General features: G+C 38.2%; 18 protein-coding genes. 7 read left to right on the forward strand and 11 right to left on the reverse strand.

All coding sequences use genetic code 11. The features are described 5' to 3' along the window. Nucleotides 1-208: 208 nt before the first annotated feature. Nucleotides 209-673, reverse strand: a complete 465-nt coding sequence (gene bfr / locus NGC85_RS12870) for a bacterioferritin (protein ID WP_254731672.1) — start codon at nt 671-673, stop codon at nt 209-211. A gap of 352 nt (nt 674-1,025) precedes the next feature. Between bfr and NGC85_RS12875 the strand changes: the two genes are divergently transcribed. Continuing rightward, nucleotides 1,026-2,081, forward strand: a complete 1,056-nt coding sequence (locus NGC85_RS12875) for an aldehyde reductase (protein WP_254731674.1) — start codon at nt 1,026-1,028, stop codon at nt 2,079-2,081. A 79-nt stretch (nt 2,082-2,160) separates the two neighbouring features. Here NGC85_RS12875 and ligA read toward each other — a convergent pair whose 3' ends face one another. From ligA to NGC85_RS12895, 4 genes are all read right to left on the reverse strand, one after another. Beyond that, a complete protein-coding gene (gene ligA, locus NGC85_RS12880; RefSeq protein ID WP_254731676.1) occupies nt 2,161-4,188 on the reverse strand; it encodes an NAD-dependent DNA ligase LigA in 2,028 nt (675 codons plus the stop codon). Nucleotides 4,189-4,259: 71 nt separating this feature from the next. Next, on the reverse strand, nt 4,260-5,249 hold the full coding sequence (locus NGC85_RS12885) for a cell division protein ZipA C-terminal FtsZ-binding domain-containing protein (RefSeq protein ID WP_254731678.1): 990 nt from the start codon (nt 5,247-5,249) through the stop codon (nt 4,260-4,262). Nucleotide 5,250: 1 nt separating this feature from the next. Beyond that, nucleotides 5,251-8,700, reverse strand: coding sequence for a chromosome segregation protein SMC (smc, locus tag NGC85_RS12890; RefSeq protein WP_254731680.1), 3,450 nt, complete (start codon nt 8,698-8,700; stop codon nt 5,251-5,253). A gap of 10 nt (nt 8,701-8,710) precedes the next feature. Further along, nucleotides 8,711-9,406 carry a GntR family transcriptional regulator gene (locus NGC85_RS12895; RefSeq protein ID WP_005056644.1) on the reverse strand — a complete coding sequence of 232 codons (696 nt, stop codon included), beginning with the start codon at nt 9,404-9,406 and terminating at the stop codon, nt 8,711-8,713. 350 nt (nt 9,407-9,756) lie between these two features. On the opposite strand from NGC85_RS12895, the gene NGC85_RS12900 reads away from it, so the two are divergent. Next, nucleotides 9,757-10,731 carry a hypothetical protein gene (locus NGC85_RS12900; protein WP_254731682.1) on the forward strand — a complete coding sequence of 325 codons (975 nt, stop codon included), beginning with the start codon at nt 9,757-9,759 and terminating at the stop codon, nt 10,729-10,731. Nucleotides 10,732-10,750: 19 nt separating this feature from the next. Further along, nucleotides 10,751-11,293, forward strand: a complete 543-nt coding sequence (locus NGC85_RS12905; protein ID WP_254731684.1) for an ATP/GTP-binding protein — start codon at nt 10,751-10,753, stop codon at nt 11,291-11,293. A gap of 5 nt (nt 11,294-11,298) precedes the next feature. On the opposite strand, the gene NGC85_RS12910 is transcribed toward NGC85_RS12905, so the two are convergent. After that, a complete protein-coding gene (locus tag NGC85_RS12910; RefSeq protein ID WP_254731686.1) occupies nt 11,299-12,099 on the reverse strand; it encodes a sulfite exporter TauE/SafE family protein in 801 nt (266 codons plus the stop codon). Between the two features lie 6 nt (nt 12,100-12,105). On the opposite strand from NGC85_RS12910, the gene NGC85_RS12915 reads away from it, so the two are divergent. Together NGC85_RS12915 and NGC85_RS12920 are read left to right on the forward strand one after the other, a co-directional pair. Next, a complete protein-coding gene (locus NGC85_RS12915) occupies nt 12,106-12,882 on the forward strand; it encodes a biotin--[acetyl-CoA-carboxylase] ligase (RefSeq protein ID WP_254731688.1) in 777 nt (258 codons plus the stop codon). Between the two features lie 15 nt (nt 12,883-12,897). Continuing rightward, nucleotides 12,898-13,641 (forward strand): pantothenate kinase, encoded by a 744-nt coding sequence (locus NGC85_RS12920; RefSeq protein ID WP_254731690.1) that lies wholly within the window; start codon nt 12,898-12,900, stop codon nt 13,639-13,641. On the opposite strand, the gene NGC85_RS12925 is transcribed toward NGC85_RS12920, so the two are convergent. Together NGC85_RS12925 and ffh are read right to left on the reverse strand one after the other, a co-directional pair. Further along, complete coding sequence (locus NGC85_RS12925; protein WP_254731692.1) at nt 13,611-14,198, reverse strand: alpha/beta hydrolase; 588 nt, start codon at nt 14,196-14,198, stop codon at nt 13,611-13,613. The genes NGC85_RS12920 and NGC85_RS12925 overlap by 31 nt on opposite strands. A 160-nt stretch (nt 14,199-14,358) precedes the next feature. After that, entirely contained in the window at nt 14,359-15,768 is a 1,410-nt protein-coding gene (ffh, locus tag NGC85_RS12930) for a signal recognition particle protein (RefSeq protein ID WP_005057611.1), read from the reverse strand. A 147-nt stretch (nt 15,769-15,915) separates the two neighbouring features. On the opposite strand from ffh, the gene ccsA reads away from it, so the two are divergent. Together ccsA and NGC85_RS12940 are read left to right on the forward strand one after the other, a co-directional pair. Further along, entirely contained in the window at nt 15,916-16,725 is an 810-nt protein-coding gene (gene ccsA, locus NGC85_RS12935) for an inner membrane protein YpjD (RefSeq protein ID WP_005057613.1), read from the forward strand. Between the two features lie 79 nt (nt 16,726-16,804). Beyond that, nucleotides 16,805-17,734: a tRNA-dihydrouridine synthase gene (locus tag NGC85_RS12940; protein ID WP_254731694.1), complete on the forward strand. Its 930-nt coding sequence runs from the start codon at nt 16,805-16,807 to the stop codon at nt 17,732-17,734. Between the two features lie 41 nt (nt 17,735-17,775). On the opposite strand, the gene NGC85_RS12945 is transcribed toward NGC85_RS12940, so the two are convergent. The 3 genes from NGC85_RS12945 to NGC85_RS12955 form a co-directional block, all read right to left on the reverse strand. Next, nucleotides 17,776-18,825, reverse strand: a complete 1,050-nt coding sequence (locus NGC85_RS12945; protein WP_254731696.1) for a DUF6160 family protein — start codon at nt 18,823-18,825, stop codon at nt 17,776-17,778. Between the two features lie 107 nt (nt 18,826-18,932). Beyond that, a complete protein-coding gene (locus NGC85_RS12950; protein WP_254731698.1) occupies nt 18,933-20,411 on the reverse strand; it encodes a hypothetical protein in 1,479 nt (492 codons plus the stop codon). Nucleotides 20,412-20,430: 19 nt separating this feature from the next. After that, nucleotides 20,431-22,914, reverse strand: coding sequence for a heme utilization protein (locus NGC85_RS12955; RefSeq protein ID WP_254731700.1), 2,484 nt, complete (start codon nt 22,912-22,914; stop codon nt 20,431-20,433). Nucleotides 22,915-22,925 lie beyond the last annotated feature (11 nt).

Here is a 22,925-nt window from a genome sequence, read left to right on the forward strand (position 1 = left end):
CAATTTATAGAGAATTCGGATCGAAAAACACTTAATCAACTTAGGTTATCACTATTTTCCAAGAAACAAACGAACCAGATTTTAGAAATTCTTACTCAAACATGGAATTTAGATTCAAATATCAAACGACTAAATTAAGTGTTAGAATTAAAATCTAATCTATTTAGAATAGATAGAAAGCCAACTTCTCAGTTGACTTTCTATTTTTTTATATCTGCGATTGAATATAATTCTGTAAGCCAATCAACTCGATCAACCGTAGTTGTTTTTCTAACCAATAAGTATGATCTTCTTCTGTATCAGAAAGCTGCTGACGCAACATATCACGGCTAATATAATCGCCTTTTTCTTCGCACAATTTAATACCTGTCGCAAGTTTCTCACGAACATGATATTCAAGTGATAAATCAGCTTTTAAACAACTTACAACATCCGTACCCACATTGATGTCTTCACGGTTCATATTTGGCTGAGCACCTAAGAATAAAACTCGACGAATGATCGAGTCGGCATGAGAAGCTTCTTCTTGCATTTCATGATCAATACGCTCATAGATTTTACTTAAGCCCCAATCTTCATACATTCTTGAATGAATTAAATATTGATCACGAGCAGCCAATTCACCGCCAATGAGCATATTTAAATAGTCGATGACTTCTGGATTGCCACGCATAATACTTACTCCTATCGAATAACAATAGTATGGTCAAGTTAATGTAAAATTGCAAAATTAAAAGTGTGTAAGTTTATGATTTTTATAAAATTAAAATGAGAAACATACGCATTTACAGTTTTAATTCGCCTAATTTATCTAAATAAAATAAGCCTTTGCATATCATTTCTACTTTTTAAAAGACATAATTCTATTGAAAATCATTTGTTTGATTTTTTGTAACGATTAGCAATGCTTCTTATTCCACCAGCTTTTTGATCAAAAAATCATAAAAAATGACTGCTCAGCTGTTGTTTATTTAAACAAAATTCGGTAAATAACAGCAATCACAAAAACATAATGTGGAAATAAAATGGATAAAAGTAAACCAATTTTGGTGACTGGTGCGACGGGTTATATTGCAGGCTGGATTATCGAACGTCTGTTGAATCAAGGTTATACGGTTCATGCCACAGTGCGCGACCCATCGAAGAAAAATAAAATCCAACATTTATATGATCTAGCAGATCAATCTTCAGGGAAGATTGAATTTTTTAAAGCAGATTTGCTTGAACCACATTCGTTTGATGAAGCAATGAAAGATTGTGAAGTTGTTATTCATACTGCATCACCTTTTGTTGTCACTAACTATAAAGATGCGGTTAAAGACATTATTGAACCTGCAGTCAAAGGTACAGAGAATGTCTTAGATAGTGTAAATCGTACAGAATCAGTAAAACGTGTGGTTTTAACCTCAAGTATTGCGTCAACTTATGGTGATGCAATTGAAATTCAAAACACAGCAAATAATGAATTTGATGAGAGCCATTGGAATAACACCAGTAGTGAAACCCATCAACCTTATCCATATTCAAAAGTTGCTGCTGAACGAAAAGCATGGGAAATGGCTGAGCAACAAAATCGCTGGAGTTTAGTCTGTATTAACCCAGCGTTAGTGATGGGACCATCACTTACCGATGCGAGCCAGTCAGGTAGTATTGAAGTATTACAGCAATTTGGTAATGGCACGACCTTGTTTGGTGTACCACCAATGTGGAATGGTATAGTAGACGTCCGTGATGTTGCTGATGCACATGTTGTTGCGGCATTAAATCCTAAAGCTCAAGGTCGTTATATCATTTGTGGTGGCACTTTAAGCTTGCTAGAGATGGGCAAAGCACTTACACAAAAATTTGGTTATAAATATCCATTCCCACACTTTACTGTACCTAAAACAGCATTCTCTTTAGTTGCACCTGTATTTGGTCATTCTCGCCAATTTGTAAAACTTAATATGGGATATCCGATTTATTTTAATTCACAACGTAGTGTGAATGAGTTAGGTCTTCAATATCGTAATATCCGCGAGAGTGTCTGCGAACATTTTCAACAATTACTTGATGATGGTATTGTTAAAAAATATATTTAACACATTAAAAAAGGCGGCATCTACATGTCGCCTTTTTCTTCTCAAGGATGAACTTTAAATTAACTCGAGAAGAAAGAAATTAATTTTCGTACTGCGCTAAAAATTCTAAGAACTCTTGCTCATTCAATACTCGAATATCTAATTTCTGCGCTTTATCCAACTTACTACCAGCTTTCTCGCCTGCAACCACACATTTGGTTTTACTTGAAACACTACCACTTACACGCGCACCTAAAGCTTGAAGCCGCTGGGTTGCTTCATCACGCCCCATGGTTTCCAGTGTACCTGTCACCACCCAACTCTCACCATTTAATGGCTGACGCGTTGGTGCAATTGGTGCATCCCAATGAATCCCTGCTGCCATTAAACGATCCAGAACTTCAATATTATGTGGCGCTTGGAAAAAGTCAGCGATCCACTCCGCAGTAATATCCCCCACATCTGGTGTTTTCTTAAGTGCTTCAATATCGGCGGCTTTTAAAGCGTCTAATGTTTGAAAGGTATTGGCAAGCATACGTGCAGTAGTTTCACCAACACCACGAATACCCAAGGCATAGATAAAACGCGCTAAAGTGGTTTTCTTGCTTGCTTCAATTGCATCAATCAAGTTCTGAACCGATTTCTCACCCATTTTCTCAATGGTCAGTAAAGTTTCACGATGCTCATGCAAATGATAAATATCAGCAACATCTTTGAGTAAGTTGAGATGCAGAAGTGACTCTACCCAACGATCACCTAAGCCTTCAATATCCAAGGCTTTACGCGAAACAAAGTGACGAATCGCCTCAATACGTTGTGCTGCACAGTATAAACCACCCGAACAACGTGCCAATGCCTCACCCTCAGGCATAACAACAGGCGATTCACATACAGGACAATTGGTAGGGAGATGAACACTCTCTGCATCAGCAGGTCGAAACTCCGCCCACACTTTCTCAACTTTTGGAATCACATCACCCGTGCGATACACACTGACGGTATCTCCAACACGCACATCTAAACGATGAATTTCACCAATATTGTGTAAGGTCACATTGGATACCGTTACACCGCCGACAAATACGGGCGCTAAACGTGCAACAGGCGTTAATGTTCCAGTACGTCCCACTTGCCAATCAATATTTTCTACTTTAGTGAGCGCAGCCTGTGCTGGAAATTTATAAGCCGTTGCCCAACGTGGCTCACGACTCAAGAAGCCCAATTGTTGTTGTTGCTTAAGACTATCCACCTTAATCACCATACCATCAATTTCAACTTTAAGATCTGGACGTTCTTGTTGAATCTGTTCATAGCGTTGTTGTACTTCTTCAATCGAAGCACACAGGAATTGACGTTCTGCAATTTCAAAACCAAATCTCGTCAACCAGTGCAAACTGTCATGCATGGTCTCAAGACCATGATTGGGCTGACACTGTGCAATACCATAAGCATAGAATGCCAAAGGTCGTGAAGCTGCGATATTGGGATCAAGCTGTCTTAAACTACCTGCCGCTGCATTACGTGGATTAGCAAAGGTCTTATCGCCTTTAGCTTCCTGATCAGCATTAAGCTTTTCAAAGCCTTGCTTTGGCATCAGTACTTCTCCACGAACTTCTAAGAAATCTGGAATGGCTTGATGCTGACTTGATAATACCTTCGGTAGATTACGAATGGTTTTTACATTTTGAGTAATGTCTTCACCTGTCTCGCCATCACCACGGGTCACCCCACGAACCAAGACACCATTTTCATACCACAGTGAAATCGCTAAACCATCCAATTTCAATTCAACGTCATATTGCACTTTTTGATTCGGCAAACGTTCATCAATACGACGAGCAAAAGCAAATAAATCTTCCTGATTAAAAACATTTCCCAGTGACAGCATGGGAATAACATGAGTCACACTTTCAAATTTTGACAAGGCTTGCCCACCAACTTTATTAGTCGGTGTATCTGCCTGAATACATTCTGGGTATTGTTGTTCTAAAGCTTTGAGCTGATGAAATAAATGGTCATATTCACTATCAGAAATGGCAGGTTGATCCATCACATAGTAAGCATGGTTGTGTTTTGCAATCAGTTGAATCAACTGACGCATTTGCTCAATAACTGAGTTCTGTTCCATTTAAATTTCACCATATAAAAGGGCGGAAAAACCGCCCTATAATTTTTACTAAATTTATTATAAAAGATTCATTAGACTGTTGCTTGATTTGGACGATAATCAATCACATGATGACGCCAATGCTCTTTCAACTGCGGTGTAAACTCTAAATTGTTTTCATCATAGACTTTACCATCAACTTCACGTGCAATTAAGCCAGCAATACTGGTCATCATGTCATAACCTGTGACCGCTTTGCTATTAGGCAATGCCAAGAAGAATGCTAAGCCTTGCACTTGCTCACCTGATAAAGTTTCTAAATCAAACCCTGCTGGGCCATTGTCGGTCATACGCAGCACAGAAAACATTAATGGGCTTGGCTCATCGGTATTTTCATAACGATGGAAGCATGACATTTCACCGAAACGTAAGCCGTATTTTAATAGTACTTTTAGAGCTTTATCACCTGACAATGCACGACGCGGATTTGGATAGACATTCAACGCAATAATCTGCTCTGCTGTTGCCAATGCACTTTCATCATCATAGCGTTGTTGCTCGTGCAAGTGCACATCCAAAATATTACTTTCACCATCAAACTCTTCAATAGCAACGGTTTCTATACTTGGATTCAAGCTAAGTTCTGATTCTGCATCTGTATGTTCAGTTTTCGCTACAGTTTCTAAAAGAGTTTCAACTTCGTCTTGAGTTTGGGATTCAGAGATTATTTCTTGTTTATTTACACTTACATTTGATTCAGCAACTGATTCATCTGCGATTATCGATTCTGTAGCCTTTTCTTCTGGGATCTTTTCTGTAGTCGACATTTCTACTGACGGTTTCGTTTCTAACGGTTCAGTTTTAAAACTTGGTTCCACACGCTCAGTTGTAGTGACCACTTCATTTTGTAAAAGCTGATCACGTACATGACGTGGAATAACGGGTTGCTGACTTTCGGGATTAATATATAACTCCGCTTCTAACGACGGCTCGACTGGTTTAGGTTTTCTTAAAATCATTATTAAACCAACGAGCATAATCACAACGGCGACAACAATGCCTATTATTGTATTCATTTCCATACTATGACTCCGCAACTAACCCGTATTCTTTTGCCTGTTCTAAATCGACAGTCACTAATTTTGATGTACCTGGTTCTGGCATGGTCACGCCGAGTAAATCCGTTGCCATGGTCATCGCCAGTTTATTATGTGTAATGTAAATGAATTGCACTTGTTCAGAAAGCTCTTTTACCAAATTACAATACCGCTGTACGTTGGCATCATCAAGTGGCGCGTCAACCTCATCTAAAACACAGAATGGTGCAGGATTTAATCGAAATATGGCAAAAACCAAAGCCAATGCAGTTAAGGTTTTTTCTCCACCAGACAATAGTGCCAAAGAACTATTACGCTTTCCTGGCGGTCTTGCCATCAATTTCACTCCAGACTGCCAATCATCTTCCAAGCTTAACGTTGCTTCACCACCATTAAAAACCTTAGGAAACAACAACTGTAATTCCTGATTCACCTGATCAAAAGTGGTCATAAATAGCTTGCGTGTTTCTTGATCAATGCTTTTCATGGCATCTTTCAATTGGTCAACAGTATTATGTAGATCTTGCATTTGATGGCTCAGCTCATCAAAACGCTGTGCCACTTCCTCATATTCTTGTGAAGCCGCTAAATTCACCGCACCAATTTTTTCAAATTGCTGCTGAGCCTTTTCCAGTTTTTGTTGATGCTCTTTAATTTCAATCGACAGATCAGCTAAAACTTCTGCATTCAACTCCTTGAGTTGTTCCAAATAATGCTCACGATCTGATTTTACAGCCTGCCACGCTAAACGCTTTTGTTCCAACTGCTCACGTACCTGCTCGTCTTTCTGTTGAGCTTGATGACGTTGTTCTGTGAGTTGCTGCTGCTTCTCTTGCACTTGATTCAGTTCTAGCTGCCATTCATTCCATGTTTTCTGTAGCTTTTCTGTTTGCTGGAATTGCTGCTGAAACTGTGACTCTAAATTTGGTAGTTCAAGCTGAATCGGATCAACAAACTTCTTCGCCTGCTCAATTTGTTCGATAATTTGACGATATTGTGTTTTTAGGAACGAGATATCTTTCTCTAACAACTCAATTTGCTGATTGGCTTGCGAAGTCTGGCGACGCAAAGCTTCACGTTGCTGTTGTTGTTGAGTCAACTGCTGTTGTTGCTCATCCAACTGTTCATTGAGATGTTCAACCTGAAACTGCAAGGTCTTGTAATTGGGTAATACCGTTTCTAATTTAATTACCAACGCATGTAGATCAATTTCCAGATCATCCCGTTGCATCGCATCTTCTTCAAGCTGTAGATCAAGCTGTTTTAGTTGATCTGCTAATTGCTGTTGCTGCAATACAAAGGCCTGTGCCATACTTTGTAGTTTGGCAATTTGCACATCTAGCTGTTGCAGCTCTTTTTGCTTTTGCTTCAGATTTTGTTGTTGTTGCTGCAAGTGCTGTTGCTGTTGTTGCAACGTTTGCTGTTGTTTTGAGAATTGATGTTCAAGATCAACTAACTGCGGTTGTTTCTGTGAAAGTTGCTGTTCAATTTCCTCTAAACGAACTTGATGGCTGAGTATGCCCTGCGCAGTTTGGCTATCTTCATCATAATGCAGACCAATCATCCAATCAGCGCCGACATGATAACCATCAAGCGTCAAAATCGATTGGCCTTGCTGGAGATCCGCTTGGTATTCAAATGCTATAGCTAAATTGTCTGCAAGCGCTACATTCGCCCATAAAGAAGATTGTGGTGCCTCGATCCATTCACTCAAACAGGTCAGCCCTGCAACTTGAATAGGCTGTTGTTGTGATGATTTTAACTGTCGTGAGATACCCTCTTGGAAGGCTTGCCCATTCTCAAGCAACTGCGCTTGTAACCATTTGACCAAGAACTTCTCAATAATGTTTGCATGCGCTTTAGCTTGAGCGCTTAAACATAGGCTTTGCATCAATCGAACTACATGTTGATCCTGCTTCGGGCTTTGCTTTGCGACAAGCTTATCTAGGTTCTTTTGTTCAGCCAATAAAACCTGAATTTCTGTTTTCAGGCTTTGCAGATCAGTTTTGTTCGACTGTTGCTGATCTTGCTGTGTCTGGACATCCAGCTGTAATTGTTCAATCGCAGTTTCTAATGCAATAATTTCTTGTTGCAGTTGCTGCTGCAATTGTTCTAACTGCGCCTGTTCTTCATCCTGAACCTGAGCACAAATCTGAGTGGTTTGTGTTTGCAGTGTTTGCTTTTGCTGCTCAATCCGCAGCACATTCTTACCGAGCTGTTCAATTTGTGCAGCCATCTGCAACTTTTTTTGTTGTTGCTGATCGACTTGAGTTTTCAGTTGTTCAAATTGCTGTTGTGCTTGTTTGTGTTGCGCTTGAACGTCACTAAAATTTTGCTCAGCCGTTTGTGTTTGCTGCTCTAAGGCAAGTAAGGTTTCGTTTTGCTCATCAAATTGAGTCGTTAAAGTTTCGACCTGTAACTCTGATAATTGTAAACGTTCCTTGGTTTGTAATTTTTGCTGTTCAAGTTGAACCAAACTACTGCTATTTTGATGGAATAAACTCTGTTTTTGTTCCAACGTCATTTTTAATTCAGACAGCTTTTTCTCGGCCTGTTGCCATTCATGCTGCAAAGGTGAAGATTGCTGTATTAAGCGTTGGAATAAAGCACTGGTTGCTTCAAGATCGTGTTCAATGGTCTGTGACTCAGAACGAACCAACTTAAAGTTTTCACCCAGCGCCGTCATTTCAACCGTATATTCTTGTTGTAGCTTTTGACTTTGATTGGCTTGAAACGAAAGAATCTCAATTTTTAATGTACGGATCTGCCCTTCTAAAGTCTTGTATTGAATCGCGGCTTCTGACTGACGTTTTAATGTTCTGAGTTGTGATTTTAATTCAGCCGCAATATCGTCCAAACGCGCTAAATTTTGTTCTGTATGTTCTAAATGCTGTAAAGTCTCACGGCGACGTGCTTGATAACGAGAAACGCCAGCCGCTTCTTCAATAAAAATACGCATTTCTTCTGGCTTGGCATCGACTAGGCGGTTAATCATGCCCTGTTCAATCACCGCATAAGAACGTGGTCCTAGACCTGTACCCAAGAAAATATCGGTAATATCACGACGGCGGCAGCGAGTACCATTGAGAAAATATTCAGATTTACCTTCACGCGTGACTTGACGACGAACAGCAAATTCATTGTAGGCATTATAAGCACCACCGAGCTTGCCATAGGTATTGTCAAAACGAAGCTCTACACTAGCGACACCAACGGGTTTACGCTTGGCTGTCCCGGTAAAGATAACATCCTGCATGCTACCGCCACGCAATTGACGCGCACTAGATTCGCCCATAACCCAGCGAATCGCATCAATAACATTCGATTTCCCACAACCGTTTGGGCCAACGACAGCGGTGCGGTTGGCTTTAAAATGTAATGTTGTACTATCGGCAAAAGATTTAAAGCCTGAAAGTTTTAAACTGCTTAAACGCATACTGCCCTAACTAGCGGCGTGAGCGTCTAGCCCAAGCCAATTCAATCTGTTTCATACGTGTCAGAGATTCCAACACAAGGTTGCGCAAGTGTCGACAAAAATCTTCCATAAATAAAGCAGCTTGTTGTGATTTTCGGATCAAAATAGCATCAATCACCAGTTTAAACAGAGTAAAGGACTCTTGTAGCTCTCTGCGCGAAGTATTCAAGGTTAAAAAATAGCTACGACGTAGTGATGGCAATAGTTCTTTATAAAATTGCATCATGTATGGATTTGCCACCATATCATGTTGATCTGCTAAATATTTGAAAATTGCATCGTAGAATTTTTCAATATCTCCAGTCCTAACGAATTCAACCAATTGATCTAATAAGGCTTGCAACTGTTCGGCTTCATTTACTCGCCAAGTTTCACTGATCCGCTGCACAATATGTCCAAGCACCATCACATTGGTGTCAAACAAAGCCTTTACCTGTTGCGCCGACATTTCAGAAACAATCGCACCACGACGTGGAAAAATTTCAATTAAATAAGTACGTTCTAGTAATAACAATGCTTCACGGACAGAACCACGACTCACATCCAATTCTTTCGCAATACGCAACTCTTGAATGCGTTCGCCTTCAACCAGCTCACCACTAATAATTTGTTCACTAATATATTTTGCAATCTGTTCAGAAAGACTATCAGCCTCTTCGAGATTCATGAGCCCCTCGCTATCGTTGTTATACGCATTGTCCAATGCTGTTTGCGCTTTTTTGTTTTAACTGATCTCGCCTGATAAATTCTATATCATTGTCAGACAATTTTATTGCTTTTTAAGCCAATCCACCTTAAAAATTATAATTTGAGTATTATTTATACTAAAAAGTAGTGTTTCAACACTTTAAGATCAACTACTTAAAAGATTTTAATGCTGCTAACCGAATATCTGAAAGATTTATTTATTCATCTGTTTTTTGTTGATATAAATCACATAAAATAATATTTTTATTAAAATAAACACATTTACCAGTCATCTGTTGCTAGATCAGCAATCATATTTTGAGAAAGCGCATGGGCGTCCACCACCAAGCTGTCAATATTGCAATTTTTGGGCTAAGTCTCAGAACATTGAATACTTTAAAAGAACAAATACAAACAGTGGTGCCGAGTCATGTGCAAGTGAATTGGAGTAATATTGCTGAACCACAACTTGATATATTAATGATTAATCATATCTTTTTTGATTCACCAAACATTAAAAGTCTAATCAAAAACAGTAGTATTAATGTGCTACAAATTGCAAATGATGTGGATAAAAATAGTTCTATTGAAAATGGAACTTTGTATCTTCCTCTGAATCATCTTCACTCACTACATCATTGGCTCAGCGATCACCTGAATGAACCCTCAATTCAATCTTCTGAATCAGCAAGCGTTAATCAAAACCCAAGTAATACATTTCACCGCAAACAAATCAAAGAGATTTTACAGGAAATCCAGAATCCTAAAAATGGAAAAATCCAAATATTCGATAATAATGGTTTATTGGCAATTGCTGACCCTCGTAGCGAATGGCTTTGGCAATATCCTGACTTTAACTCATTTCAGACAGACCCTAGCCTAAATTACACGTATGCAACTCAAAATGATCAACAATGGATTACCGATTGTGGTCAACAAGATTTAAAACAATGGCTGTGGAATCTGCTTTGGTCATCTATGGATTTCGAAGAACTTTGTCCTCAATCAGCTTCTAGTTTTTATCTTGATGTTTGGCCACAACCACTAATTAAAATGGATCGTCAAGATGTTCTTCGCATGTCAGCTTGTTTTGCCCAAGGTGCTAAAATTTCAATTGTTGCGAAACAATTAAATCTTTCTGAGCAAAAAGTTCGCCACTTTATTGCTGCGTGCTTAGCAACCAATTTCGGACATTTAATTAAAGATCAGCAGGCTAAATATCAGCTTCAAAATAGTCAAACCGAAACTGAACAACACTTTATGAAGAAACTGTTTGGTCGTCTTCGTCATCGTTTAGGTTTTTAACTTTAAACCAAGGATATATATGATTTTACATCAATACAAAATCGTCTTTGGTGGGACGATGGGATCAGGTAAATCAACTGCGATCAAAACCTTATCTGAAGTGGAGGTGGTAAGTACTGAAGCGCTCAACACAGACCTTGCTTCTCACCATAAGTTACTTACGACAGTCGGTATTGATTATGGTGAACTAACCTTGGATGATGGTGTCAAAGTTGGATTATATGGTACACCAGGTCAAGATCGTTTCGATTTTATTTGGGCAGTCATCTGCAAAGGTGCAATCGGAACAATTATTATGATTGACCATGCAGCAGAAAATCCACTGCTCGATTTAGACCAATATATTCAAGCTTTCCAACCTTTTGGTAATAACATCGTGATTGCCATTACCCATATTGATCGCAAACCTGAACGTACGCTTTCAATCTATAGAGAATGGCTCGCTAATCGGAAATTGAATTATCCTTTATTTTTTATAGATGCTAGAAAACAAGATGATGTTCTTCTCTTAGTCGAAACATTGATTGCAACCATTGAAGTGCATTATGGGCTGATCACTTAAAATTTTTAAAATAGACCTTTGTAAATAAAATAGCAGCCAACCACCACAAGCAAAGCGGCAAAACATTTCTTTAACATCGCTGCTGATAATCGATGTGCAACTTTTGCTCCAAATTTTGCCGTGATAAAACTCATGACACTAATTCCGAGAAAAGCATAAATATGCACATAACCAATCGTATTTGGCACTTCAATTTTTTCTTTAGCTCCAAACCACATAAAGCCTAATGCACCAGCCACTGCAATCGGTAAACCGCATGCAGCTGATGTCGCAACAGCTTTTTGCATGATCACTCCATGACGATTAAGAAATGGAACGGTTAGACTGCCACCACCAATACCAAAAATTGCCGAAGCAACACCAATTCCACCACCTGCTGCAAACTGTAAAGACGCTGATGGTAAATGTCGATTCGGATCAACCAGCGCATTCGCACCACTAAACATCTTATACGCCATCCAAACAGCAAATATCCCAATGACTAATTGTAAATGCTGTCCTGACATCATATCTGCAACACCTGCACCTAAAAATGAACCAAGCACGAGTCCAGGTGCTAAATTACGAAAAACATGCCATAACACTGCACCTCTTTTATGATGTGCCATTACTGAACTAATCGAGGTCACAATAATGGTTGCTAACGATGTTCCAACTGCAATATGCATAATCACATTTGGGTCATAATGCATCTGAGTAAAGACAATATATAAAATTGGCACAATAATTAGACCACCACCTACACCAAATAGCCCCGCAGTAAATCCAGCAATTGCGCCAATCAGCAAATATATGATTAACTCCATAAACACATGACCACTCTACTTGTAAAAATGATGGATGATTTCGCTACACGTCAGCTACAGCAACAATTACACGCAAAAAACCAATTTCCTGAAGTGGTGTTGTTGAAAACAATCACAACATCAACAAATGATGACTTGCGTGAAATTGCTCAGAAGGGTATCACAACTGCACTCGTATGTAGCGCACAACAAACACAAGGTCGGGGACAGCATCAGCGTGAATGGACTTCACCTGATGGGAATATTTATTTTAGTGCTCTCATTCAAACTCAAAATGTGCTAGATGGGCGTCTTGCTCTTGAAACTGCATTAAATATTCTACAAATGCCAAGTCTGCAAGGTTTGAATTTACAGGTCAAGTGGCCAAATGACTTATATAGTCCACAAGGCAAATGGGGCGGAATTTTGGTAGAGCCACTCTCGACCAATCAAGCAATTATTGGTGTTGGAATTAATTTAAACACTCCAGCCATTGAGAATGCAGATCAACCTATTACTTCTTTAGCAATGCTAGGATTACATCATATTGATCGTTTAACAATAATTGCCGAGCTCTACACAGCGATTCAACAAGCTGCTCAATGGTTCGATCATGGTAGTTATAATTTAGCAGAACGTTTTAATCACCATGCGATTTGGTTAAATCAAAAGGTAGAATTTGAACATACACAAGCTAAGATTCAAGGCATATTTCTTGGAATCTCAAATGATGGTGCTGTTATAATCAAAACCGATAAAACTCAATCATTTTATCAAGGGCGTATGCGTCTGGCTTCGACTTAAGGAAATAACCATCTTATGAAAAGTTTATGGCTGGACATTGGTAATACCCGCTTAAAATATTGGATTACCGAACATAACAATGTCATTGAACATGCAGCAGAATTACATCTTCAATCGCCTGCTGATTTATTACTCGGATTAATACAGCATTTTCGACATCAGAATTTAAGTCGTGTGGGGATTTCTTCCGTTCTCGATTCAGAAAATAACCAACGTATTCAGATGATTCTCGATATTTTGGATATTCCAATAATCTTTGCCAAAGTTCATGCAAAATACGCTGGCTTGCAATGCGGTTACGATATACCAAGTCAACTTGGAATCGACCGTTGGCTTCAAGTTTTGGCGATGGCACAAACGAATCAAAACTTTTGTGTTATTGGTTGTGGTACTGCCTTGACTATTGATTTGACCGAAGGGTTACAACATTTAGGTGGTTATATTCTGCCAAACTTGTATCTGCAAAGAGACTCACTAATTCAAAATACTAAAGGAATTAAGATTCCAGATTCAGCTTTTGACAACTTAAACCCCGGCCATAATACGGTTGATGCAGTTCATCATGGCATTTTATTGGGTCTCATCAGCACCATTGATCAAATTATGCATCAATCGCCCAAAAAACTGATTTTAACTGGTGGTGATGCTGCATTATTTGCCAAATTTCTAAATCATCATCAACCTCAAGTCGAATCAGATTTATTGCTTAAAGGCTTACAACACTATGTTCAACTCAACTCGGCTTTGATTAAAGTTTGAAGTATATTTAATAACTGCGAAAACTCAGTATAGCCATCTTCAGCACGGAAATGCCCTGCTTCTGCGACCTCGATGAGTTGAGCATTTAATAAATTCGAAAACTTGAAGGTAAGTGGCACTGGCACAATCGGATCATTGCTCGAAAAGAATACCAATCGTCTGAGAATATTGCTTCTCAAGATATTACTTTCAAAGTGATGATGTATAAATGAATCATATTCGGCATGTTTTGCGATGGGTTCGTTAAATGCACCAATAAACAAGCCAGCTTTAATCACAGTATTTTGTTTGAGTTTTTTTGCTAAAAATCGACAAGCTGCTACACATGAAAGCCCATGCGCCACCACAATACTTTGCTCATTTATTCCTTTGAGTTGAGCTTCTAAGCAAGTTTGCCAAATCTCAGCTTCAGGATGATACGCATCTGCTAAAAAAACACGTTCAACCTCAACATTTTCACTCTTGAGTTGTTTTTCAAGCCAAATGTACCAATGCTGTTCAGGATCAGCATTTTCACTATGTAAAATAAATACTTTATTCTTCAAATTATGTGACATAATTAACACTAATTTTAATATAAACATAGACTTAATAAAAAGTATTATCTTTTAATCAAAAATTAGATATAGATTTTTTGTATTAAATTTAAACAACCCATCACTCGATTATATAAATAAAAAAGGCGCATAACGCGCCTTTCTTAATAACTCATGAACTTTATTTTTTTGGTTCATTATTACCAAATAAAGGACCCATATTTCCGCCACCACCAAATTGCTTTTGCATATTGCCTAATGATTTCAGCATTTTGCTCATACCTGATGGGTTGGCAAATTTTTTCATCATTTTCGCCATTTGTGTTTGTTGCTTAATTAACTTATTCACTTCAGCAACATCCATACCACAGCCAGCTGCAATACGCTTTTTACGACTAGGATTCATCAAATCAGGATTACGACGCTCTTTGATCGTCATTGATTGAATGATGGCTTCCATACGTTTAACTTGCTTTTCTGGGTTGGCCTTTTCAATCGCATCTTGAATGCCAGAATTGCTCATACCAGGCAACTTATCTAAGAAGCCCATCATGCCGCCCATCTTGCTCATTTGTTCAAACTGCATCAGCATATCTTCAAAATTGAAGGTTCCGCCCTTTTGCAATTTTTTCGCCATTTTTTCGGCTTTTTCTTTGTCGATTTTACGTTCAACTTCTTCGACCAAAGAAAGTACGTCACCCATACCTAAGATACGTTGCGCAACACGATCTGGATGGAATGGCTCAAGCGCATCTAGTTTTTCACCGATACCCAAGAACTTGATTGGTTTGCCAGTAATCGCACGAACAGAAAGTGCTGCACCACCACGCGCATCACCATCGGTCTTAGTAAGAATCACACCTGTTAAAGCTAAGGCATCATTAAATGCTTTTGCTGTATTCGCAGCATCCTGACCTGTCATCGCATCAACAACAAACAAAGTCTCTGTCGGCTTCACCGCAGCATGTAATTGTTTAATCTCGTCCATCATGTCTTCATCGACATGTAGACGTCCTGCTGTATCGACAATCAAGACATCTGCAAACTGGATTTTTGCTTGCTCAATAGCGCGATTGACAATATCAATTGGCTTTTCAGATGCTTCAGAAGGAATGAAACCAACACCGACTTCATTCGATACAGTTTCTAACTGTTTGATCGCTGCTGGACGATACACGTCGGCAGAAACAGTCATAACTTTTTTCTTTTGACGCTCTTTGAGAAAACGCGCTAATTTTGCAGCCGTTGTCGTTTTACCCGCACCTTGCAAACCTGCAAGAAGTACAACAACAGGCGGTTTTGCACTTAAATCTAAAGTCTCATTCGCCTCACCCATCATCTTAGTGAGTTCATCATAGACAATTTTTACAAATGCCTGACCAGGAGAAAGCTGAGTCATTACTTCTTGACCAAGTGCTTCTTCCTTAACCTTCGCGATGAACTCACGAGTTACAGGTAACGCCACATCGGCTTCAAGAAGTGCCATACGTACTTCACGTAGGGTATCTTTAATATTGTCTTCGGTCAGCTGCCCTGAGCCAGTAACATTTCTTAAACTCTGTGTGAGTCGTTCTGTTAAGGTATCAAACATTGCGAAATCCGCTTAAAATGGCTAGTTGCAAAAAAATCTTTCTTAAAATAGAAAATTTATGCGTAAGATGCTATAGGATACTGTAGTTCGAAGCGAATTTATATCTTATATGGCGAATATTATTCATACTCCTGAAAAAGGTTTGACATGATCAGTCTTCCCTTGGTTTATACCGTTTTGGCTCTTATAGCGTATACCAGTTCCTTTTGGTATTTGTTTATACATTTGATGTCAAAACGTAGTCCGAATCTATGGTGTTATGGTCTTATGGTGGGTCTAGGGCTGATACTACATGGTACAGTACTATACCAAGACATGTTGACTCCTTTAGGGGTGAATTACGATGTCTTTAACCTGATGTCATTTACTTCAGGGTTGATGTTATTACTGAGCTTAATACTGAGTTTGATTCGCCCTATTTTGCCATTGAACTTGATCGGTACGCCAGTTGCAGCTTTTGGTTTAATCTTAGGATTTGCGCTAGGTCAGCCTAATCAAATTATTGAACAACATAGTTTTGGTTTAGATTTACATATCATCTTATCTTTATCTGCTTATGCAGTGCTTTTGATGGCAACTATTCATGCTGTCTTGCTTTGGTTTCAGGATCGGGAACTTAAAAAGAAACAAAAAAAACGTATTTGGGTCAATCTACTTCCCCCTTTTCAAATCATGGAATCTGTATTATTTGATTTAATCATTACAGGTTTTGGTTTACTTACTGCCGCTCTATTATTTGGCTTTTTCACAATTGATAATTTCTTTGCTCAACATCTCGCACATAAAACAGCTTTTAGTATTATTTCTTGGTTCTTGTACGGTGCGCTACTGATTGGTCATTACAAATTTGGCTGGCGTGGACGCAAAGCGATTCGCTTCACCATCACAGGCTTTGTACTGCTCGCCATTGGATTTATTGGCAGTAAGTTTGTTTTAGAGATGATTTTAGGACGTTAATTTTTACATTTGAATAAACACTAGACAGCTTATCTTAAAATGCGTATAAACCCTTTTTTGCTTGACTAGGTAATGCTCCGTGAAACTTGTACTCGCTCCAATGGAAGGTCTAACTGATCCAATTATGCGTGATGTGCTCACACATGTTGGCAGTTTCGACTGGTGCGTGACAGAATTCATTCGTATAACTGATAGTATCCTTCCAGATCATATTTATTATAGCTTCTGCCCTGAACTTAAAAATGACGGTAAAACAGCAGCGGGTACAGCTGTTCATGTACAATTTTTGGGTAATAACCCAGAGATGTTGGCTGCAAATGCCGCAAAAGCTGTTGAGTTAGGCGCGCCTGCGATTGATCTTAATTTCGGTTGCCCTGCTAAAACAGTCAATCGCCATCGTGGTGGGTCTGTATTGTTAGACGAACCTGAAACCGTCCATCTCTTAGTCAAAGCCGTTCGTGATGCCGTTCCAACACATATCCCTGTTTCTGCAAAAATGCGTCTCGGTTATTTAGATGAAAACCACACCTTAGATAATGCGTATGCTATTGAAGATGCAGGTGCAAGTTGGCTAACCGTTCACGCTAGAACGAAAGCAGATGGCTATACCCCACCCGCTTATTGGGAAAAGATTCAACCGATTACCGAAGCACTCAAAATAAATGTGATTGCGAATGGTGAAATCTGGAGTAATACCGATGCAAAAGCTTGTATAGAACAATCACACTGTCAAGATATTATGATTGGTCGGGGGGCTGTGACTACACCAGATTTGACCTTATGTATCCGAGAAAATAAGAATACTCCAGTCCTATATTGGCAAGACTTGGTTGAGCTTCAACAGCGTTTTCTGAGTGGACAATTTAAAACTGAAATTGGAATGATCGGTCGTTATAAACAATGGTTAGGCATGATGACCAAAGCTTATCCTGAAGCTCAAGAATTATGGAATCTGGTAAAGCGGGAAAAGCAGCTTGATAAAATTCTTGAATACTTAAATCAAAAATAGGGAGTTACACTCCCTATTTTAAAATCTAACATCAGGATTGACTACATACCGCTAATTTTCATTTTCAGATTACTGATAGAGGTACCAACCATACCTAAACTGCCGATAGAACCATTATTTAATCCATTAAAATTAGCACTATCAGCTGCATTTCCCAATTTAATATTATTTAAATTAAGATTAAATTGATCTGTTACACCATTATTACCAAATACAAACCCACCAGCTTCTGCACCAGCTTGACCTTCAATACCACCATAGAAACCATTCAAACGAAATCCTGTAGTACTATTCGTTGCTTTTAACTGAAAATCAAAACTCGCACCAATTGGCGCCGTAGTTGAGTCATTTACCGTTGTATAATCAGATACTAACATCACATTACATCCGCTAGCGGTAGAACCACATATAGAGTCGATAGCCCCTCCAAACATAGCCATATGACCTTGCGGCGCTGCACCGAATTGGAGATTTACGGTTGGTTTATTTGAAGCTATGAATTTGATATCTAAATTATCATTTACCCTTAATATTTCTTTAACACCTGATTGAAGCTTAATTGCTGAACCAACATCAAATATTGTTTTTTTAGTATATATTCCACCGATAACACTAGATAAATTACTAGAATTTGCAGAGTAAATAGAAAAAGGCTTAATCCTGAAACCGCTATAATTTCCACTAAAAGATAAATTTATATTAACAAATGCTCCTTTAGTACCGACTCCTTTATCACTATCAATAATAGCATTTAAAGTAGGCAATAAAGTATCTGCATTACTTGAATCTAAACCAACAATTGCAACAGGATTTGGTTTCAACGCATTATTTGGTGTTTGACCTGCTATTCCAGCAATAACCAAACCAGCGCGACCAGTATAATTAGGGGCAGTGTATCCCCCATAAGAAAAACCGTCATTGTCTATAACTGAAATTTGATTAAATTCAATTTTCGAATTACTAATCGCAATACTTATGCCATCTTGCCCAACAGTTGAAGCTAGGCTGGTATCATCCATAGGCTGCATTGCAATTGTAAATGGGCTTATCAATAATAATGACAAACCCCATATTTTCTTATTTTTATACATCGTTCTAGTCCTTAAGAGCAATGATTAAAATTCAATCAAACTTTACCATACTTAAATTTCTATCAATATCAAAATATCTAATAAATCCGATAAATGACAAAATCTATTTAACAGAAAGTTAAACTTCCATAACAGTTACGGTAAGGAGCTGGAAGAAGAGCAATATTACCACTCGAACCCGCACCAGCTACAATATTACTTACCAATCTCGTTGTCGGGTCACTAATATTTAATGTAAAGCCATCAGGAATATACATACTCCATCCACGAGGTACTTCTGCAACATATCCTGGATACTGTAACGCCTCTTTTGATAAGGCTATACCAAACACAGGTGAATCCACTTCTAATTGATGTACATTACTTAAATTATAAGGCATCACATAACTATTAAGATTCGCTACCGTGGTGCCTAAGCCTGTAGCCAATTGATTTTTAATATTATCTTTTACATTACCAATGATAATACCTTTAATTAAATTTAATAGATTTTCATTAATACCAGCGGAATCTTCGAACCTCAATGAATTTGCAATAGAATCAACGACATTACTCAGTTCAAGATTTGATACCATCGCCTGTGTAACACGATTACCATTAACAGCTACAGGTAATCCAGTTTTTTGAACACCATCAAAAGAAACTCTTAAATTTCTATATTCTTCACAAATAAAAATTAAAACACATTCTCTACCATTTGCTAAACCTAGAGTTTGATCTCCATCCAATCCAAAGGCATTTACGCCAGTCGCGTGGTTTCCTGACCCCTTACAAGGTGCAGTAGAAGGTCCACATGTGACTGCAACAGAGTTAGGATTTCGTCCTTTGCCCATTTCTTGCATATCTAAATTGGCTTGCCCAGTTAAGTATCCACTGAAGCTATTTAAACTCCCAAAACTCATTGGACCACTTACTTGAGCACCACCAATACGAAGCCCAATGACCTCTCGTATAGCAGCATTATCTGGATTACGAATAGCAAACTGGAAGAAAGGGTTATTGATTACAAAGTCTCTCATTGCAGCTTGTGTCACATCACCACTTGCGCCTGAATTTTGTAATCCTGAATTCATTGGAGAGGTAGGTATAGAACCTGATGCTTCTTGTGCTGTTGTCATCGCGCCACTACCAAAGTTCGCTTTAGCGACACCATTGGGTTGGATTGCATAGGTTTTCGGTAATGTGATACAGACTCCAGCAGTATTAGTAATACATCCTAATGAAAAATTTTGTATGTCTAAATCACATCCATTAGAACCATTAACACCACCACAACCAACCTGCAAATTTTTAATATTTGCATTTAAACGAACTTCAGCTTCCATACTTAATGTATAAAAGCCAATATTGCTTGCACTTGAATATGGATTACCTGCTTGACCTGCAGCTAGATATTCTAAATTAAACAAGGCTTGCCCTTGTGTTTGAGATAGTTCCTCATCATTCAACTTGACCAAGTTTGAATGTTTAGTTAGCTGGTCCTCAATAACATTATTGCTATGAGGTACAGATATTGTATTAGCTTCTACTGACAGGGATAAAAATCCACAAAGTACTGAAGAAACACAAATTGCTAAATATTTCATTTTATTTTTCTCCAATCCTTTATCTTGGCGTTATATTGAAACGACTTGTGAGTGTACCACCTGTTATCGCCATTTCGCCCAATCTTTGAGCAGCACCACTCGCTGGATAAAAATTCATATCTTTAGCCCGTAAAACGCCAGCTAAATTTCCTTCTGGATTGATATTTAATCCTGTATGAAAACCCACAACACCTTCGCCTGAGCTATTTGGACCAATTACAATCGCATTATTAAAACGCAACTTACCTGACAAATTATCTAGTCCCAAAATAGAGCCATCAGCTGGATCACTTAATTGAATCGTATTTTTCTTAGTTTCATCTAAGGTGAAATCACCCACAATATTCAAGCGATTGCCCATATTATCCGATCTTACTTGGCTATTAGGAATCAAAGAAAAATCCATACTCCCACCTAACCGTAACTTTATACCTAAAAGAGCATCATCTTTACGAGCAAAATTATCAGAAAGAGCAGAACAACGCACAGCATTCGCAGGACAAGTTTTGTACTCTGCGCCAGGTAAATAGCCAGCAGCTATTTCTCCAGCCATAACTATTAGCATATCTTTTAAACTAACATTCATACTGCCATTTTCTAATCCAATGCTACCAGTACCTTTTAATAGCATATCTATATTACGGATCCCCATGTAATAATCAGTTGGTTTATTAACTCTTGGATTATTTGCTCCATCTATCACAAGAATGGATGTTGTTTTATTGCCTAAATTTATAGCAGGATTTGATGTATCCTTATCAATTCCTTCTGTACTCATCGCTAAAGAGAAACCTAAGCGTTGTGCATTACTACTAGCTCCACCAACTACATTTAAAACAGGCTGACCATTAAAAAGCGTATAATACATAGCTGTATTTGCAGGAACTTCAGTACCATATACTGCAATATTACTATTCAAATTATAAAAAGGTAATGCTAAACCCCATGTGTTATCATTGTGTTCATTAATCTGAGGTACAAGTATCGACCCATCTGTAGCACTATTTGTGAATCGACCTTGGCGAGATATAGCTTGAAACTCTCCACCACGGATAGCCATAACAACACTATAAGGGTTAGTCGTAGTTTCTTTATGTATGCTTTGAATATAGTCAGCATCGCTTGTAAGTTTATCGGTACTAACTCCTCCAAAACGACTATTTTGAAAAGTATAATTTTTAGGCATTAATAATGTTTTTGTATCAGCCAAATTTACATAAATATTACCACTATCAAAATATGCTCTATCTGTAGAATTTGATCTTAATGAAGATAAATTGCTAAATTCAAAACCATATGTATTTAACCCTGCACCGCCTATCTCTAATGTAGTTGCATTTCCACCTAAATTATCAGTTTTATTTGTAAACTCTCCACGCATGCGAAAACCGATACCTGTACTTCCCATTACGGTATTAGTCGTTTCATTTGCACTTGTCGCAGAATTTGCAAATCCTAAAATATTTCCAGCAGTTGTATCAGTAGGATTTAGTTTACCAGTGGCATCCGTACCACGAACCTGTAAATAACCATTTACCATCCGACCACTAGCACCCACTCTTATTAGACCTTTGGCATTGACTGGATTTTTGTTTGTATCAAGTTTATATAAATCTCTTCCATTATTAGTACCATCAGCATTAGCTTTCACCATAAACTCTAAATTCAAACCAGAGTTTGTTGGTTTACCGCCTTGTGCATAACTACCTACAGTAACTCCACTAGCACTGAACAGTCCTTCATCAGCGGCACGAATAAAGTCTACATATCCACTAGTACCAGTCTCAAGATACAAACCTTTTGCATTATCAACATACATTTTACCCTTACCATCAAAGTTAAAATTAAAGTTTTTAAGAATTAGTTGATTTAAGTTTGTTGCCGAACCAAAAACTGATTGACCTAAATAAATATTAGTATTTCTTAAACCCAAATTGAAATCAGCAGTTCCATTTTTACTAAAAAGACCATCAGATGCTTTAAAATGCAATCCGATTGGTGAAGTTGATTGAATTGCCATTTTACCCAATGATTTATCATTGTTTGTACAACCTGTACTTTGACAAATCTGAAAACTATCCACTGTTATTAATGAATGATTTGTTTCTATTGCTAAATCTAAACCAGAGTTCGTTGATTGACTACCAATATTAATTTTATAGTCTGTACCTAAGGGTTTTCCATCATCATTATCATCACGAATTTTAATATTTTTTGCAGAAGCATTTAGTATATGCTCACCAGTAATTGAGTTTGGTTTACCCGCACGATCTTGCCAATATAACTCATCTATATCTATACCCGTGGTTACATTATCAATGCCATAAATGCCGCTTCCATAGGTCGTGTTTATATGCAAACCATCCTGACCATTCACTGCTCGTAAATCCTGATCCTCTAATGCTTGCAATGCATAAATGGATTGAGAAAGTAATATTAAACTTGTCGAAAGTACACTTAAGGCAAAAAAAACTTTTGGCTTATTTCTATTGATTCCTTTCATTTTAGTCCTCA

The sequence above is a fragment of the Acinetobacter sp. Z1 genome (assembly GCF_024296945.1).
In the GTDB taxonomy this organism is placed as follows: domain Bacteria; phylum Pseudomonadota; class Gammaproteobacteria; order Pseudomonadales; family Moraxellaceae; genus Acinetobacter; species Acinetobacter beijerinckii.

Excerpts from the sequence above, each read along its gene's own strand:
- bfr (WP_254731672.1), bottom strand. The coding sequence starts at position 673 with ATGCGTGGCAATCCAGAAGTCATCGACTATTTAAATATGCTCATTGGC.
- NGC85_RS12875 (WP_254731674.1), top strand. The coding sequence starts at position 1,026 with ATGGATAAAAGTAAACCAATTTTGGTGACTGGTGCGACGGGTTATATT.
- ligA (WP_254731676.1), bottom strand. The coding sequence starts at position 4,188 with ATGGAACAGAACTCAGTTATTGAGCAAATGCGTCAGTTGATTCAACTG.
- NGC85_RS12885 (WP_254731678.1), bottom strand. The coding sequence starts at position 5,249 with ATGGAAATGAATACAATAATAGGCATTGTTGTCGCCGTTGTGATTATG.
- smc (WP_254731680.1), bottom strand. The coding sequence starts at position 8,700 with ATGCGTTTAAGCAGTTTAAAACTTTCAGGCTTTAAATCTTTTGCCGAT.
- NGC85_RS12895 (WP_005056644.1), bottom strand. The coding sequence starts at position 9,406 with ATGAATCTCGAAGAGGCTGATAGTCTTTCTGAACAGATTGCAAAATAT.
- NGC85_RS12900 (WP_254731682.1), top strand. The coding sequence starts at position 9,757 with ATGGGCGTCCACCACCAAGCTGTCAATATTGCAATTTTTGGGCTAAGT.
- NGC85_RS12905 (WP_254731684.1), top strand. The coding sequence starts at position 10,751 with ATGATTTTACATCAATACAAAATCGTCTTTGGTGGGACGATGGGATCA.
- NGC85_RS12910 (WP_254731686.1), bottom strand. The coding sequence starts at position 12,099 with ATGGAGTTAATCATATATTTGCTGATTGGCGCAATTGCTGGATTTACT.
- NGC85_RS12915 (WP_254731688.1), top strand. The coding sequence starts at position 12,106 with ATGACCACTCTACTTGTAAAAATGATGGATGATTTCGCTACACGTCAG.
- NGC85_RS12920 (WP_254731690.1), top strand. The coding sequence starts at position 12,898 with ATGAAAAGTTTATGGCTGGACATTGGTAATACCCGCTTAAAATATTGG.
- NGC85_RS12925 (WP_254731692.1), bottom strand. The coding sequence starts at position 14,198 with ATGTCACATAATTTGAAGAATAAAGTATTTATTTTACATAGTGAAAAT.
- ffh (WP_005057611.1), bottom strand. The coding sequence starts at position 15,768 with ATGTTTGATACCTTAACAGAACGACTCACACAGAGTTTAAGAAATGTT.
- ccsA (WP_005057613.1), top strand. The coding sequence starts at position 15,916 with ATGATCAGTCTTCCCTTGGTTTATACCGTTTTGGCTCTTATAGCGTAT.
- NGC85_RS12945 (WP_254731696.1), bottom strand. The coding sequence starts at position 18,825 with ATGTATAAAAATAAGAAAATATGGGGTTTGTCATTATTATTGATAAGC.
- NGC85_RS12950 (WP_254731698.1), bottom strand. The coding sequence starts at position 20,411 with ATGAAATATTTAGCAATTTGTGTTTCTTCAGTACTTTGTGGATTTTTA.
- NGC85_RS12955 (WP_254731700.1), bottom strand. The coding sequence starts at position 22,914 with ATGAAAGGAATCAATAGAAATAAGCCAAAAGTTTTTTTTGCCTTAAGT.